12 protein-coding genes and 2 tRNA genes are annotated in these 15876 nt (G+C 65.0%); 9 read left to right on the top strand and 5 right to left on the bottom strand.

Annotated elements, in window-relative coordinates:
- Positions 1 to 163 precede the first annotated feature (163 nt).
- Positions 164 to 2389, bottom strand: a complete 2226-nt coding sequence (locus tag QY049_RS38845; protein WP_301270715.1) for a glycosyltransferase family 41 protein — start codon at positions 2387 to 2389, stop codon at positions 164 to 166.
- A 201-nt stretch (positions 2390 to 2590) separates the two neighbouring features.
- Here QY049_RS38845 and QY049_RS38840 point away from each other — a divergent pair.
- From QY049_RS38840 to pepT, 3 genes are all read left to right on the top strand, one after another.
- Positions 2591 to 2667: transfer RNA gene (locus tag QY049_RS38840), tRNA-Asp, on the top strand.
- A gap of 235 nt (positions 2668 to 2902) precedes the next feature.
- Positions 2903 to 3217 carry an HU family DNA-binding protein gene (locus QY049_RS38835; RefSeq protein ID WP_018642395.1) on the top strand — a complete coding sequence of 105 codons (315 nt, stop codon included), beginning with the start codon at positions 2903 to 2905 and terminating at the stop codon, positions 3215 to 3217.
- A 104-nt stretch (positions 3218 to 3321) separates the two neighbouring features.
- Positions 3322 to 4572 (top strand): peptidase T, encoded by a 1251-nt coding sequence (gene pepT / locus QY049_RS38830; RefSeq protein WP_301270714.1) that lies wholly within the window; start codon positions 3322 to 3324, stop codon positions 4570 to 4572.
- Between the two features lie 15 nt (positions 4573 to 4587).
- Here pepT and QY049_RS38825 read toward each other — a convergent pair whose 3' ends face one another.
- Complete coding sequence (locus tag QY049_RS38825) at positions 4588 to 5481, bottom strand: hypothetical protein (protein WP_301270713.1); 894 nt, start codon at positions 5479 to 5481, stop codon at positions 4588 to 4590.
- Positions 5482 to 5782: 301 nt separating this feature from the next.
- Here QY049_RS38825 and QY049_RS38820 point away from each other — a divergent pair, with 301 nt between their 5' ends.
- The 5 genes from QY049_RS38820 to QY049_RS38800 are packed head-to-tail and all read left to right on the top strand — an operon-like array spanning position 5783 to position 12698.
- Positions 5783 to 6214, top strand: a complete 432-nt coding sequence (locus tag QY049_RS38820) for a hypothetical protein (protein WP_367401212.1) — start codon at positions 5783 to 5785, stop codon at positions 6212 to 6214.
- Between the two features lie 56 nt (positions 6215 to 6270).
- Positions 6271 to 7545, top strand: coding sequence for a divalent metal ion exporter subunit IhpA (gene ihpA / locus QY049_RS38815; protein ID WP_194475572.1), 1275 nt, complete (start codon positions 6271 to 6273; stop codon positions 7543 to 7545).
- Positions 7542 to 8519 carry a divalent metal ion exporter adaptor subunit IhpB gene (gene ihpB, locus QY049_RS38810; RefSeq protein WP_301270712.1) on the top strand — a complete coding sequence of 326 codons (978 nt, stop codon included), beginning with the start codon at positions 7542 to 7544 and terminating at the stop codon, positions 8517 to 8519. Before ihpA ends, ihpB begins: the two co-directional genes overlap by 4 nt.
- Positions 8512 to 11724, top strand: coding sequence for an efflux RND transporter permease subunit (locus QY049_RS38805; RefSeq protein WP_301270711.1), 3213 nt, complete (start codon positions 8512 to 8514; stop codon positions 11722 to 11724). The genes ihpB and QY049_RS38805 overlap by 8 nt, the downstream gene beginning before the upstream one ends.
- A 2-nt stretch (positions 11725 to 11726) precedes the next feature.
- A complete protein-coding gene (locus QY049_RS38800) occupies positions 11727 to 12698 on the top strand; it encodes a cation diffusion facilitator family transporter (RefSeq protein ID WP_194475569.1) in 972 nt (323 codons plus the stop codon).
- A gap of 129 nt (positions 12699 to 12827) precedes the next feature.
- Here the strand turns inward: QY049_RS38800 and QY049_RS38795 are convergent, their stop codons facing one another.
- Entirely contained in the window at positions 12828 to 13688 is an 861-nt protein-coding gene (locus tag QY049_RS38795) for a class I SAM-dependent methyltransferase (protein WP_301270710.1), read from the bottom strand.
- Between the two features lie 8 nt (positions 13689 to 13696).
- Positions 13697 to 15052: a cytochrome P450 gene (locus tag QY049_RS38790; protein ID WP_301270709.1), complete on the bottom strand. Its 1356-nt coding sequence runs from the start codon at positions 15050 to 15052 to the stop codon at positions 13697 to 13699.
- Between the two features lie 281 nt (positions 15053 to 15333).
- Between QY049_RS38790 and QY049_RS38785 the strand changes: the two genes are divergently transcribed.
- Positions 15334 to 15410 (top strand) — tRNA-Val (locus tag QY049_RS38785).
- 38 nt (positions 15411 to 15448) lie between these two features.
- Here the strand turns inward: QY049_RS38785 and QY049_RS38780 are convergent.
- A complete protein-coding gene (locus QY049_RS38780) occupies positions 15449 to 15853 on the bottom strand; it encodes a GFA family protein (RefSeq protein ID WP_301270708.1) in 405 nt (134 codons plus the stop codon).
- Positions 15854 to 15876 lie beyond the last annotated feature (23 nt).

Below are 15876 nucleotides of genomic sequence, written 5' to 3'. Positions count from 1 at the left end.
ATGGTGAATCAGAAACAAGCTGATTTGGGAATCCCAAATCGATTCAGATTAAACCCATCCCGCTTTAGTCGCGGGGAAAAGGTCCGGTTTGACACGAACGGCCGCCTAGGGGCGGCCTTTTGCTTTTGGCCAGAGTCTCAAGAGCTCAGGCCAAGCCATTGAATCAACGAGCCTGAGCGGCGCAATAGTCCCGCCAGAACTGGCGGTAGGCCGCCTCCACGTGGCGGGTGTAGGTGGCGCCATTGCCCGCCGCCGAGGCGGCGATCCGGGCCGGCAGCTCCTGCCGCAGCGCGGCCAGCCCGGCCGGGTCTGCCGCAAATCGCTTTGCGACCCCGATGTAGGCTTCGTCGTTCTCCACGACCCAGTCGTCCAGCCCGATCGCCTTGACGATGCCGCCGGCCGCCCGCGCCGAGGTCGTCCGGCCGAGCTTGGCGATCACGGGCACGCCCATATGGAGGGATTCCCAGGTACCCGCGCCGCCGTTCTGCGGAAACGGGTCGAGCGAGATGTCGATCCCTGCATATTCCCCAAGATGCTCCTCGCGAACACTCGCCCCGAGGCAGACCAAGCTATCGGGGCTGACGCCCTGTTCGACAAAACGGGCGATCAGGCCGTCGCGGAGTCCGGTGTCGTCGAGCGCAGTGTGCTTGATGACGAGCTTCGATCCCGGCAGCTCCAGCAGCAGCCGTGACCACACCGGCAGCACCTCGTTCGAAATCTTGTCGATCCGGTTGAAGGTGCCGAAGGTGACGTAGCCATTGCGCAGCATCGGCAAGTCCGGACGGTACAAAGCCGGTGCGGGCTCCGACATCGTCAGCATGCACGGCAGATCGTGGATCTGCTCGGCGAACTCCGGCCGCGCGCTTTCCGGAATCGCGACCGGGTCCGCAAAGATATAGTCCATGGTCTTCAGGCCCGTGCCGGTCGGCGCCCCCCAGGCCGAGACCTGGATCGGCGCTGGCTTGCGCGAGAACATCCCGAGGCGAGCGCCGGCAGAATGACCGGAGAGATCGACCAGGATGTCGATCCCATCGGCCTCGATGCGATCCCCCAGTTGTTCGTCGGTCATCGATACCGCATCGACCCAGCGGTCCGCGAACGAGCGGAATTCGTCGGTCATCTCGTCCTGAAGCGGAGATGACGAATAGCAGACGATCTCGAAATGGGCGTGGTCGCCGTGGCGCAGCACCGGCATGAAGATGTACGCGGCCGAATGGCGCCTGAAATCGGCGGAGACGTAGCCCACAACCAGACGCCTGTCGGGATCGAGGTTGCGCGGCTGAAGCGTTCGTGGCGGAATCCTGCCGCCGATGTTGTCCCACCAGTATTTGCGCGCGGCCTGCAACATCGCGAAATCAGCTTCGGGCAGGAAGTCGAGCGCGAAGATCTTCCTGTTGATCGCATCCTCAAAGTCGGGCTTGAGCTCCAGCGCCCGATCGAATTGCTCGAGCGCGGTCGCAATCTCGCCGAAGCTGGCGAAGCACGATCCCATCAAGCTGACGGCGATTTCCGACTTTGGATTCTGCTCGAGCAGCTTCTGGCAGGCCGCCATCGCCTGTGTCGGCTTGTGCAGCAAGAGACTGACGAGTGCCTTTTCGCGTAGCGCCAGTTCGAGCGTCGGCGCAAGCGCGAGCGCCGCCTCGACATCGCGTTCGGCCTGTTCGAGGCGCATCAGCCGGAGATGGAGCCGCGCCCGATGGGCCAGGACCTTGGCGTTGTTCGGCTTCATCGCCAGGGCGGTGTTCAGGGCAGCTTCCGCGTCGGCGTAATTGCGCATCTCCAGCAAGGCCATGCCGCGGCCGGCCAGGGCCTCCTGATGGTTCGGCTGAAACGCAAGTGCGCGCTCGAAGCTCTGCAAGGCTTGCTCGGAGTGCCAGATCCGCAGCTCGACCATGCCGCGATTGCAATAGGCGTCGGCATAGTCGGGCTTCAGGCGGATGGCGCGCTCGTGCAGTCCGATCGCCTCCAGCGGCAGCGCCAGATGCATCAGCGTGTTGCCGAGATTGGTCAGGGCCATTGCGAAGTTCGGATTGAGCGCGATCCCCTTCTCCTGGCAGGCCCGGGCGTCCTCATAGCGCTTGAGGTCGAACAGCACCGTGCCGAGATCGCAATAAACGTTGGCCGCGCGCGGGCTGACCGCGATCGCTGCGCGCAGGACCTGCTCGGCCTCGTCGAGCCGCTTCGGATCGGCGCTGAGACAGACCCCGAGCAAATGCAGCGTGTCGAATTGATCCGGAAGCACCTCGAGGATCCGCCGGCACAGCGTCTCGACGTCGGCGAGCCGCCCGTTGGCATAGGCCTGATGGGCCGCCGCCAGCGCGGCATCAGCGTCCTTCTTGAATTTCTTCTGGAGCCTTGCGTTCTGGAAGGCGCGCGAGCCGACGGTCAAGCCTGATGTCCCCGGAAATTGCCTGTGGAGCTTGTAACACCATTGATTGATTCGGAGCCCCGAAGCCGTCGCCCGGCCGTAGCGATACGGTCCCGTTCCGCTTCCAACAGGCGTTTGGCCCCCCGTGAACGCAACGTCCTTGACTTCACCATGTCCCCCCTTTAAGTCCCCCCTCGTTCCGCGCGGACATCAACGCGTCACGCGGGAGTAGCTCAGTTGGTTAGAGCGCCGGCCTGTCACGCCGGAGGTCGCGGGTTCGAGCCCCGTCTCTCGCGCCATTTTTGGCAACATCTTCAAAAGCTTAGCAACAGATCTTCAGCCCAGTCGCTGGTGCCGTATCGTTGTCGATCGCGAGATGGCGGGAACACGCCCGATTTGTTTGATGGATCGCGCGAAATCCCGGCCTGCGGAGGACCGGCATAGTCAGTCCCATCCCGAATCGTCTAGCCCTTGCGGGAACTTGGCAGTTTGGGAGCCTCACGAGCTTCCACGCGACATCCGAGGAGGCCAGACATGGCTAAGAAAGATTCGGCGAAGAAGGCAGCAGCTCCAGCCACGATCACGCTCAAGCACCTGGCGGCCGACATCGCCGAAAGCCAGGACCTCTCCAAGAAGCATGCCGAGGCCGTCCTGACCGACATGGTCGACCTGATCACCAAGCACTTGAAGAAGGGCGACCGCGTCCGCATCGTGGGCCTTGGCATCCTCCAGGTCCGCAAGCGCGCCGCCCGCACCGGCCGCAATCCCGCCACGGGCGAAGCCATCCACATCAAGGCCAGCAAGAAGGTCGCGTTCCGCCCGGTCAAGGAACTGAAGGAAGCGATCTGAACGCTACCTTTCGTTAAGCCTGATCCGCCCACGTCCGGCCGCAACGCGGCCCGCTTTTCTGATATACCGCCTGCATCCCCCTGACACCGGCGGTTTGACCAGAAATGTCCTCCCTCACCTTTTCGCATACCGTGACCGAGCGCTTCCTGCGCTACGTCACCATCGACACCCAGTCCGATCCAAATTCCCCCGCCTCGCCCTCGACCGAGAAGCAGAAGGATCTCGGCCGCGTTCTCGTCACCGAATTGAAAGCCATGGGCGTCGCAGACGCCCATCTCGACGACTACGGCTACGTCTACGCAACGATCGCGGCCAACACGCCCAAGAAAGTGCCGGTGATCTGCTTCTGCTCGCACATGGACACCTCGCCCGACGTCACCGGCAAGGACGTCAAGCCGCAAGTGCTGAAGAACTATCGCGGCGGCGACATCACCCTGCCGGCCGATCCCAGCCAGGTGATCCGCTTCACTGAACATCCGGCGCTGAAGAACCAGATCGGCAACGACATCATCACCACCGACGGCACAACGCTGCTGGGCGCCGACAACAAGGCTGGCGTCGCGGAGATCATGGATGCCGCGCACTTCTTCATCAACAACCCCGATGTGAAGCACGGCACCATCAAGATCCTGTTCACACCCGATGAAGAGATCGGCCGCGGCGTCGACAATGTCGACATCAAGAAACTTGGCGCGGATTTCGGCTACACCATGGACGGCGAGAGCGCCGGCAGCGTCGAAGACGAAACGTTCTCCGCCGACGGCGCCACCATCACCATCACCGGCGTTAGCGCCCATCCCGGCTATGCCAAGGGCAAGATGGAGCACGCGATCAAGATCGCGGCGGCAATCGTCGAGCGTCTGCCCAAGGAAGGCTGCTCGCCGGAGACCACGTCGGGCAAACAGGGGTTTCTGCATCCCGTCGGCATCGAAGGCGCGCTGGAGCAGGCGACGCTCTCCCTCATCGTCCGCGACTTCACCGAGGAAGGGTTGAAGGAGAAGGAAGTTCTGCTCGAAAACATCGTCAAGGACGTCATGAAGGAGTACCCGCGCTCGACCTACAAGTTCGAGGTCAGGGAGCAGTACCGCAACATGAAGCAGGTGATCGACCGTCACCCGCACATCCTCGAATACGCGATCGAGGCGATCCGCCGCGCCGGGCTGCGCCCGATGCGCACGGCAATCCGCGGCGGCACCGACGGCTCGCGCCTGTCCTTCATGGGCCTGCCCTGCCCCAACATCTTTGCCGGCGAGCACGCGTTTCATTCGCGGCTCGAATGGGTCAGCCGGCAGGACATGGAGAAGGCAGTGCAGACCATCGTGCATCTTGCGATGATCTGGGAAGAGAAGGCGTAAGCGAGCCTTCTCCCCTTACGGCACCAGCATCGCGCGCCGGCCGCGATGGAAGCGGTTGGAGCTCGCCATCCAGTTCGGCAACGGCTCGCCATCGCGGTGACGTCCGCCGGCGACGGCCGCGGCCCAGGCCACGGCAGCACCGATCAGGGCCGCCGCCGCAATCGAGAAGGCGACGATCACCGAATTGCGTCTGATACGGCTGATCGCCGTGTGAGAGTCGGCGATCGAAGCATCGACGCGACGCTCGGCGTCGGGCGCTGACAGTCCCGTCAACGCGCCGACCTGCTGCACGAGATAGTTGCGATCGTCGATGCTGACGCCGCTATGGCTCGATGACGTCATCAGGATGCGTCCAGCCTCCGCGCGAGCTTCCCGCATGTCGGTGTTGGGAGGACGGCGCGGCGCGCGGTACAGCTTGTCGAGCTCGTAGCTCAAGAGCGGTTCGGCGGTGCTCGCGTTGCCGCTCGCGCTACGCATCGGCGAGCGTTCGATCGCCGCCGCACCGATGATCGCCAGCAGCGCGGCACCGATCAGCACGGCCAGCGCCCATGACGTCAGCCCGTGCAGCCCGTCGCGCCGCTCGCCGTCATCCTCGATCGTTGCCAGCGCAGGCGCCGGTCGTGCCGTCCTGCCGGCAATATAGCCGCCGAAGCCGAAACTGACGATCGCCTGAATGATCAGATACAACCCCGACAGCAGCGCGAGCGCCGTCGATGCATCGCGCCAGGTCGGCGAGGCCGAGCTGACACCGAGGCCGATGGCCACGCCAAAGCTGACCAGAATGAACGACATTGCGCCTGAGGCAAAAGCACCGGCAATGACGGAGCTCCACTGGATGCTCCGCCGTTCCTCGGCGGCCGTGAAGCCGCCTTCCATCAAATTATCCTGTACGAGCGTTTCGATCGCCATCGGTCGTCTCGCTAACGCAGGCCGAAGAACGACAAGATCGCCATGATCACGACGATCAGGCCGATCAGATAGATCAGTCCGTCCATAGTCCCATCCTCCTCAAAGGCTCCGGAGCGCTAATGAGAGGGGCTGGCGAATGTTCCTAATTTTGGTAGGGCCTGGGAACGAACCGGCGGAGCGTGAATTGTCTCTGCAAGTCCCAACGGATGAAGATTGTGAGCACAAGAGGCCTCAGCCGGTCAGCCCCGGGCTGGGGCCTTTTGGTTTTTGTCGTGCGACATCGAGTTCCCCACACGTAACAATGTTGCGGGTCGACACTGTTCCAGCCGCCGTGCTACCGGAAGCGGATCAGGAACTGAGTGACCTCGTGACCGCGATCCGCCGCCCCCAAAGCTTTTGGTCCCTACGCAACTGGCGCGGGCTCGTGGCAGTGCTGGTCGCAACCATGTACCTGTTCTCGGGCCTGCTCCATGGCGCGCACGATATCGATGTCACCAGCCCCTCGGGCGGTTCGGAGATCGCCTCGCTCCTCGACACCGGTTTTGACGGCCACGACGATCACAAAGCGCTGGGCGGCCATCATTGCCACGGCTGCTTCTCGATCGCCGTTGCGCAGTCCGTGCAATCCGAAGTGGCGGCTGATATCGTTACAGCGCCGGTCATGCAGCGCGTGCCTGCGCTTGTAGGCGTCCCGCCCGACACCGACTCTCGGCCCCCAAAACCCCTGACCTGAACCGATCAGCCGGGCGCTGCGTGCGCCCACGATGCTCTCGTTCACAGGTCACCTTCATGTCTTGCAGACGGACGACCGCGCGCGTGGCGTGCGCGATGGCTGTTATCGTCAGCCCATGGCTGACGCAGCATGCTCATGCCCAGACGCTGACGATGCGCGCCGCGCTCTCTCGCGCGCTGGCCGCGAGCCCGCGCCTGACGGCAGCGGAACGCGATGTCGGCATCGCGACGGGCCAGCGCATCCAGGCCGGCGCCCTCCTCAATCCGGAGCTGTCTTATGAGCAGGACAATTCGTTCGGCTCCGGAATCTATCGTGGCACGAAATCGGCCGAGACCACGCTCCAGATCAGCCAGGCCTTCGAACTGTTCGGCAAGCGCGAGGCGCGCATCGCGGCCGGAGCAGCCGGCATCGAGGTTGCGGCGATCCAGCGCAAAGCCATCAGGCTGGAGGTGCTTTCGGAGACTGCGATCGCCTTCCTCAGCGTGCTCGGCGCGCAGCGGCGCATCCAGATCCTCGACGAGCAAATTGGGGCGATCGACAAGCTGACGCCACTCTTGCGCCGCCGCGTCGAGGCCGGTGCCTCTTCGCCAGCCGAAACAGGCCGCGCCGAGGTCGCCTCCGCCTTGGTGAAAGCAGACCGCGAGCGATTCAAGGCGACGCTGGCGAGCGCCCGGCGCGAGCTTGCGGTGCTGATGGGCGGTCCCGCGGCAAAATTCGGTGAGGTCTCCGGCCGGCTCGATACCACGGGACGGCCGCCGACGTTCCAGTCGGTGGTCGCCGCGATCGACGCCAATCCGCAACTGGTGCGCTGGACCGCCGTCTATGCCCAGCGCAACGCCGAGCTGCTGATGGCGCGGCTCAAACCGTATCCTGACATCAGGATCGCGGCGGGCTGGCGCCATTTCAACGAGACCAATGACGACGCCGTGCGCCTCTCCGTCTCGGTGCCGATCCCGGTGTTCGACCAGAACCAGGGCAACATCCTCTCGGCGCAGGAGAGCCTCGCCAAGACCCGCGCCGAGCGCGAGGCCAACCGGAACACGCTGATCGTGATCGCCGGCCGCGCCTATGACTCGCTCCAGGGCTCGCTGCGCGAGCTCGCGGTGTTGCGCGAGAGCGCGATTCCCAAGGCCACGGAAGCTGCGGATGCGATCTCGCAGGGCTACGGCCAGGGCCGCTTCACCCTGCTCGAAGTGCTCGACGCCCAGGCAAGTGTGACGCAAGCGCGGCTACGCGAGCAGGAGGCTCTGCAAAACTTCCATGCCGGCGTCGCCACCATCGAGGGCCTCGTCGGCAATCCCTTTGCGCTGGCCCGGGAGAGCGCGCGATGAAAACATCCTCCACTATCATCATTGCCATCGTCGCCTCCGCGCTCGGCGCCTATGGCTATTCGATCCTGACGCCGGCCAAGGTTGCATCGACCGAACACACGGCTGAAAAGAAGCCTGAGAAACCAAACGACCATGTCGAGCAGGACGAGCATGGCGCCGACCGCATCCGCATCTCCAACGTCAAGCTGGCGGCAGCCGGCGTGGTGCTGGCGGAGGCCGCGAGCGCCACGCTGACCGATACACTGTCCTTCAACGGCATCTTGCGCGCCAATCAGGAAGCTGTCGTTCAAGTCACCCCGCGCTTTCCGGGTGTGGCGAAATCGATCCAGAAGCGCATCGGCGACAAGGTCGGCAAGGACGATCTGCTCGCCAGCATCGAGAGCAACCAGAGCCTCACCGTCTACGAGCTGAAGGCCCCCCTCGCCGGCACCATCATCGAGCGGCAGATCTCGCTCGGCGAATACGCCTCCGAGCAGAAGCCGGCCTTCGTCGTCGCCGACCTCTCGACAATCTGGGTCGACCTGTCGATCTACCGGCAGGACCTCAAACGCGTCCGCCTCAACGACGAGGTGCTGATCGACCCCGACGATGGCCGCGGCGAGATCAAGGGCACCATCTCCTACATCGCTCCGATCGGCTCGAGCGAGACCCAGACCGCACTGGCGCGCGTGGTGCTGCCGAATCCCGACGGGCGATTGCGTCCGGGCCTGTTCGTCACGGCGCGACTGATCCTCGCCGCCCGCAACGTCGCGGTCGCCGTGCGCCGCAGCGCGATCCAGACACTGGAGAACAGGACCATCGTGTTCGTGCGCGAGGACAAGGACAAGATCGAGGCGCGTCCGGTCGAGATCGGAGACTCCGATCCGAAGTTCGCCGAGATCAAGGCCGGCCTCACCGCCGGCGAGCAGTACGTCGCCGAAAACAGTTTTGTGGTGAAGGCGGAGATGGGCAAGGGAGACGCCGATCATGATTGACGCGCTCCTCTCCTTCTCGGTCCGCCAGCGCTGGCTGGTGGTGCTGCTTGCGCTCGCAGCCGGCGCCTTCGGTGTCTGGAGTTTCACCCGCCTGCCGATCGACGCCTTGCCTGACGTCACCAACGTGCAGGTCCAGATCAACACGCGCGCACCCGGCCTGTCGCCGCTCGAGGCCGAACAGCGCATCACCTTCCCGATCGAGACCGCGATGGGCGGCCTCCCCCGACTCGATTACACCCGCTCGATCTCGCGCTATGGCCTCAGCCAGGTCACCGTCGTATTCCAGGACGGTACCGACATCTATTTCGCGCGCCAGCTCGTCAACGAGCGCATCCAGCAGGCCAAGGACCAATTGCCTGTTGGCACCGAGGTCGCGATGGGGCCGATCTCGACCGGGCTCGGCGAAATCTATGTCTATTCCGTCGAAGCCAAGGCGGGCGCGAAGTCGCCGTCGGGCGCTGAGTTCACGCCGACGGAGCTCCGTACCATCCAGGACTGGATCATCAAGCCGCAGCTGCGCACCATTCCCGGCGTCATCGAAGTCAACTCGATCGGTGGCTATGAGCGGCAATTCCACGTGCTGCCGATCCCCGGCCGGCTGATGGCCTACAAGCTCGGCTTCCGCGACATCATGACCGCGCTCGCCGCCAACAACGCCAATGTCGGCGCCGGCTATATCGAGCGCAACGGCGAGCAATATCTCGTCCGCGCCCCCGGCCAGGTCGCCAACATTGCCGACATCCGCGACATCGTGATCGGCTCGCGCGGCGGCGTACCGGTTCGCATTCGCGACGTCGCGGACGTCAGCGAGGGCCAGGACCTGCGGACCGGCGCAGCGACGGCAAACGGCAGCGAGACGGTGCTCGGCACCGCGATGCTGCTGATCGGCGAGAACAGCCGCACGGTTGCCCAGCGCGTCGCCGCGAGGCTGGGCGAGATCGCGAAATCGCTGCCCGACGGGATCATCGCGCGCGCGGTCTACGATCGCACCCATCTGGTGGAAGCGACCATCAGGACCGTCGAGAAGAATCTCGTCGAGGGCGCGGCGCTGGTGATCGCGGTGTTGTTCCTGATCCTCGGCAACATCCGCGCCGCGCTGATCACAGCCTGCGTCATCCCGCTCTCCATGCTGTTCACGATCACGGGCATGGTCGAGAGCAAGGTGAGCGCCAACCTGATGAGCTTAGGTGCCATCGATTTCGGCATCATCGTCGACGGCGCGGTCATCATCGTCGAGAACTGTTTGCGGCTGCTGGCCGCCGAGCAGCACCGGCGCGGCCGGCTGCTGACGCTGGACGAGCGGCTTCAGACCATTCGCGACGGCAGCAGCGAAGTCATCAAGCCGAGCCTGTTCGGCACGCTGATCATCGCCGTGGTCTACCTGCCGGTGCTCACCCTGACCGGGACCGAGGGCAAGATGTTCACGCCGATGGCGCTGACCGTGCTGATGGCGCTCACTGGCGCGGCGCTGCTGTCGGTCACCTTCGTCCCGGCCGCGGTCGCGATCTTCGTCACCGGCAAGGTCTCGGAGACGGAAAACATCTTCATGCGCGGCGCCAAGCGGATCTATGTGCCGCTGCTAGACCTCGCTATCAGCTATCGCCGCAGCGTCGCGCTCGGCGCCGTCCTGATCGTCGCCGCCAGCCTGTTTGCCGCGACCCGCATGGGCGGCGAGTTCATCCCGAGCCTCGACGAAGGCGACATCACCATCGAGACGATCCGGATTCCCGGCACCAGCCTGACCCAGAGCGTCGACATGCAGCTTCGACTGGAGAAGGCGGTCAAACAGGTCCCGGAAGTCGCGACCATCTTCTCCAAGATCGGCACCGCCGAGATCGCCAACGATCCGATGCCGCCCAACGTCGCCGACACCTATGTCACGCTGAAGCCGCGCGACGAATGGCCCGATCCCGCCAAGCCGAAGAATGAGGTGATCGAGGAGATCGAAGGCGCCGCCAACACCCTGCCCGGCACCGCCTATGGCATGACCCAGCCGATCCAGATGCGCTTCAACGAGCTCATCGCGGGCATCCGTAGTGACGTCGGCATCAAGATCTTCGGCGACGATCTCGACGTGCTCGCCAATATCGCCCAGCAGGTCAACGGCGTCGTCCGCGGCATCGAGGGCGCGGCCGACGTCAAGACCGAGCAGGTCGCGGGGCTGCCGATCCTGACCGTCAAGCTCGACCGCCAGGCGCTGTCGCGCTACGGCCTCAGTCTCAACGAGGTGCAAAACCTCGTCGAGATCGCGATCGGCGGCAAGCCGGCTGGAAAGCTGTTCGAAGGCGACCGCCGCTTCGATATCGTGGTGCGGCTACCGGAGAGCCTCCGGGCGGACCCTGACGCGATCAAGTCGCTGCCGATCCCGTTGCCGCCGGGCGAGGATGCGGCGACCGTCACCAAGACCGCCTGGCCCGGTGCATCGGGCACGGCGTTGCGTTATGTGCCCCTGTCCTCCGTCGCCGCAATCGAGATCGCGCCCGGCCCGAACCAGATCAGCCGCGAGAACGGCAAGCGCCGCGTGGTTGTCATGGCCAACGTTCGCGGGCGCGATTTGCGCTCCTTCGTGACAGAGACGCAGGATGCAGTGGCCGAGAAGGTCAAATTGCCGCCGGGCTACTGGATCGGCTGGGGCGGCCAGTTCGAGCAATTGGTCTCCGCCAGCAAGCGGCTGACCATCGTCGTCCCGGTGGCGCTCGCGCTCGTGTTCTTGCTGCTGTTCATGAGCATGGGATCTGTGGCAGACGCAGCGCTGGTGTTCTCCGGCGTGCCGCTGGCGCTGACCGGCGGCGTCGCGGCGCTCTTGATGCGCGGCATTCCGCTTTCGATAAGTGCCGGGGTCGGCTTCATCGCACTTTCGGGTGTCGCCGTGCTCAACGGCCTCGTCATCATCGCCTTCATCGAACGTCTCCGCAACGAGGGCCGCCTCGTCGCGGAGGCCGTGCGCGAGGGTGCGCTGACGCGCCTGCGCCCGGTGCTGATGACGGCGCTGGTCGCTTCGCTCGGATTCGTGCCGATGGCGCTTGCGACCGGCGCCGGCGCCGAGGTGCAGCGGCCGCTCGCGACCGTCGTGATCGGTGGCATCATCTCCTCGACCGTGCTGACATTGCTGGTGCTGCCGGCGCTCTACGTGCTGTTCCGGCGTGACGGCGCGGGCGAAACGCCTAAGATGGCGCCTGATTTGGCTGAAGCCGGGGAGCGCTAGGTTTGGGCAATCACGACCATCACGGTCATCACCACCATGACCACGGGCATGATCATGGCCACGGCCATTCGCATGGTCACGGTCACGCGCATGTCCATGCGCCCGCCAATTTCGGCAAGGCGTTCGCGATCGGCATCGCGCTGAACACCGCGTTGGTCTTGGCCGAGGCGATCTATGGCTATCTCGGCAATTCCACAGCGTTGCTCGCCGACGCCGGCCATAATCTGTCCGACGTGCTCGGGCTGGTCGTGGCCTGGGGCGCCTCGATCGCGGCGCGGCGCGCGCCGACCGGCCGTTTCACCTACGGTTTTCGCGCCTCCACCATTCTGGCGGCGCTCGCGAATGCGGTGTTCCTTCTGGTCGCCACCGGTGCGATCGGCTGGGAGGCGATTTTGCGTCTGCGCGAGCCGGAGCCGATCGCGGGCGTGACCGTGATGGTGGTCGCGGGCATCGGCATCCTCATCAACGGCTTTACCGCGATGCTGTTCGCGAGCGGCCGCAAGGACGACATCAACATCGAAGGCGCCTATCTGCATATGGCAGCGGATGCCGCAGTCTCGCTCGGCGTCGTCGTCTCGGCAGCGCTGATCATCTGGACCGGCTGGCTCTGGCTCGATCCCGTCACCAGCCTCGTGATTTGCGTCACCATCCTCTGGAGCACCACCAGCCTGCTGCGCGGCTCCATCGACATGTCGATGGCGGCCGCGCCCAAAGGCACCGACCTCGCCGCGATCAAGGGGTTCCTGCTGGCGCGGCCGGGCGTCTCGGCGATCCACGACCTCCACGTCTGGCCGATCTCGACCACCGAGACCGCACTGACGTGTCATCTGGTGATGCCATCAGGCACCGTCGATGCGTTCCTGATGGAGACCGCGCAGCTGCTGAAGAGCACTTTCCGCATCGGCCACACCACGCTCCAGGTCGAGACGCATCCGGACAACGGCTGCGCGCTGGCACCGGATGATGTGGTGTAGAGGCCGGCGCTGGCTCATCTACGTCATTGCTAGGAGCACTCGCGACGAATCAATCCGGACTGTTTCCGTGGTGACAGACTGGATGGCTTCGCTGCGCTCGCAATGACGATCGAGAGAGCCGCGGGCGCCCTATCCAGCCTTCGCCGTCACGATCGAGATCGCGCCCTGCAGCGCCACGCTCTGTCCCTTCAGGAACGGCGCCAGCGTCTCGCGGATCGAGGCTTTTGCGGCCGCTACCGTCTCCGGCGGATGGCCCTGCAGCGCGCGGCTGGCCGGGCCGATCTGGAGCGAGCCGTCGACGGCCGCATCGAGACCACCGCCGATGGCGATGTCCATCGGAAGGTTATGCGGCTCCATCGCGACATCCACGAAGCCGGCGCCTTCGAGGATTCGTGTCACGCGTTCCTCGGACGCAAACGCGAACGGACCGGGTTCTTCCGGTCCGACCGGCGGCATTTTGGGTACGTGTTTGTACACCGCCATCAGCGGCGCCATCATCCACGGATTTTCCTTCGGCTCGCGCCAGCAGACGAAAGCGAGCCGTCCCGTCGGCTTCAGTGCTCGCCGCAGATTGGTGAAGGACGCGATCGGGTCGGCAAAGAACATCACACCGAAGCGCGATGCGAGCAGATCAAAGCTCGCCGGCGCGAACGGATACACCGTCGCATCCGCCAGCGCGAAATCGAGCGGCAGCCCTTTCGGCGCGAATGCGCGCGCCTGCGACAGCATCGGCTCGGACACATCGAGGCCGAGTGCAAAACCGTCGGGCGCCACAGCCTTCGCGAATGCAAAGGTCGTCGCCCCCGAGCCGCAACCGACGTCGAGAACGCGCTCGCCCGGCCTCGGCCGGGCGCGATCGATCAGCACGTCGGCGATAGGTCCGAGCAGGCTCTCCTGCGCGCTGTGGCGATCGGCCCAGCGCTGCCCGCTCGGGCCATTCCAGTAGGCGATCTGGTCGGCGTTCTGCTCATGTCCGCTTGGCTGTTGCATCGGGCATCCTATTCTTCAAATCGCTCGGGCGGCCCCTCGCCGCAATCGCGTGGCGTCACGCGCATCGGCAAGCCGTTCTCCGGTCGTAGCGTAATTTTTTGCAGGGGCCAAACTTTGGCATCCGGCGCGAGTTCGAGGTCGAAGCGCTGCGTGAGCGCGGCAAGCGCGATCGTCGCCTCCTGCAACGCAAAGGAGGCACCGATGCAGATGCGCGGCCCGATGCCGAAGGGCAGGTAGGCAAAGCGCCCGATCGTGCCGCGGCGTCCCGGCATGAAGCGCGACGGATCGAACGCGTCGGGCTGCTCCCACAGCAGGCGGTGGCGGTGCAGCACGTAGGGCGCGATGACGATCAACCCGCGCGGCTTGACCGCGATACCGCCGAGCGTGTCGGCGTCCTTTGCCATCCGGCTCAACGCCGCGATCGGCGGATAGAGCCGCAGCGCCTCCTCGACCGCCGCCCGTGTCACCACCAGCCGGTCGGCAAGGCCTTCCAAGGGCCCCGCGAGTTCACGCGCGGCCTCCTCCCGCACGCGCGCGCGCCAGTCGGGCGACTGCGACAGCAGGAAGATCGACCAGCTCAGCGCATTCGCCGTCGTCTCGTGGCCGGCCGACAGAAAGGTGAGAATGTTGGAGCGCACCTCGGCAATCGACATCGATTGCCCGGTCGAAGGATCGGGCGCACGCAGCAGCAGCGTCAGGAGATCGGCCGGCGTTTCGTCGGCCGGCAAGGCCGCAAGCCGGCCGCGGCGGGTGTCGATGATGCGGTCGATGATGCCTTCGAAATACTGCATGGTCCGCCGCAGGCGGCCGCCTCCGGGACGCGGCACGGATTGAGGAACACCGAGAAGATCGAGCACGCCGATCCGTCCTATCACCGCGAAATAGGCATTCATCGCATCGCGGAATTCGTCGTAGTCGCCGGCAATGCCGTCGGAGAAAATGGTGAGCGCGAGCACGTTGAGCGTCAGCAGTGCCATCTCGGCGGCGACGTCGATCATGGCTCCCCGTCCCAGGCTCCCCCATCGTTTTGTCACGCCGTCGACTGCGGTGAGCATCGCTTGCGTGAACGACATCACCGTGCGTCGCGCAAACAGCGGCGCGAGCACGCGCCGCTGCGCCTCCCAGCGCGCGTCCTCGACGCTCAAAAGCCCGTCGGAGAGGCCGTTCGCCAGGATGCGACGCTGGATCGGGTCCTTGCGATAGTTGTCGGCGTTGTCGACCAGAACGTGTCTGATGGCGTTTGGATCGTGCACCAGAAAGGCGTCGGCAAAGGGAAGCCTCACCTTGGCGATCGGCTCGCGAAAGAACGCCGCGCTCCAGCATTCCAGGGGATTGCGCTTCAGCGCGGCGAGCAGACGAAACAATCGCAGCGGCTCCTCCGGCGCCCGCGGCGCCGGTGGGCAATAAGTCCGCGCAACATCACCATCGATACGCAGCATCGAACGGATGACAAACCCAGGAACAAACCCGAATAAAGCCGGAGTGTCACCCGAGTTCCCGGTGGCGTCCAGCCTGACCACGAAAATCCAGGCCTGATCGCGGAAGAACAGCGTTTCGCTGGAGACCGCCCGGCCGAGAGGGACGGGCTTCGGCTGCTGCCACCCCCTTGCTCCTGCCCCTGTTGGGACGCTAAAGAGGCGCCGTGGGGCGGTTAGCTCAGCTGGTTAGAGCATCTCGTTTACACCGAGAGGGTCCGCGGTTCGAATCCGTGACCGCCCACCAGCCTTCGCCTGCTTCGCAGGCTCCTGCTCGGCAAGCCCTCAATCCCCCGGCCTGCCCGGCAGCAGCGGCACGGCGTCGATCCACACCGCAGCCGACTGGCACCAGATCTGCCTGACCGGGCGCAATTTGTCGCGCTGGCGGATCGAGCCCCAGCGGATGCCCCAATCGTCGGCCTGGTCCCCCTCCCCGCTGGTGAACAGAGGGGAACCGCAATCGGCGCAAAAATGCTGGAAACGCATCCGACCGTTGTCGCCGCGCTTACCGTAGACCTTGGGCGTGCCGCCGGTGAGCTTGACGTCATCAGCCGCGCAGATCGCGGTCACCCTGAACGGCGAGCCCGTCAAGGTCTGGCAGTCCCGGCAATGACAGACCGAGACGGCATCGGGGTCGATCTCGGCCTCGAAGGTGATCTTGCCGCAATGGCACTGCCCACCGACCTGCATCGCCCGCGTCCCCTTCCCGAAAA

The organism is Bradyrhizobium sp. WYCCWR 13022, from assembly GCF_030435535.1.
Taxonomy (GTDB): Bacteria; Pseudomonadota; Alphaproteobacteria; order Rhizobiales; family Xanthobacteraceae; genus Bradyrhizobium.
Note: the sequence above shows the minus strand (reverse complement) of the source record. Positions and strands in the feature narration are given on the sequence as shown.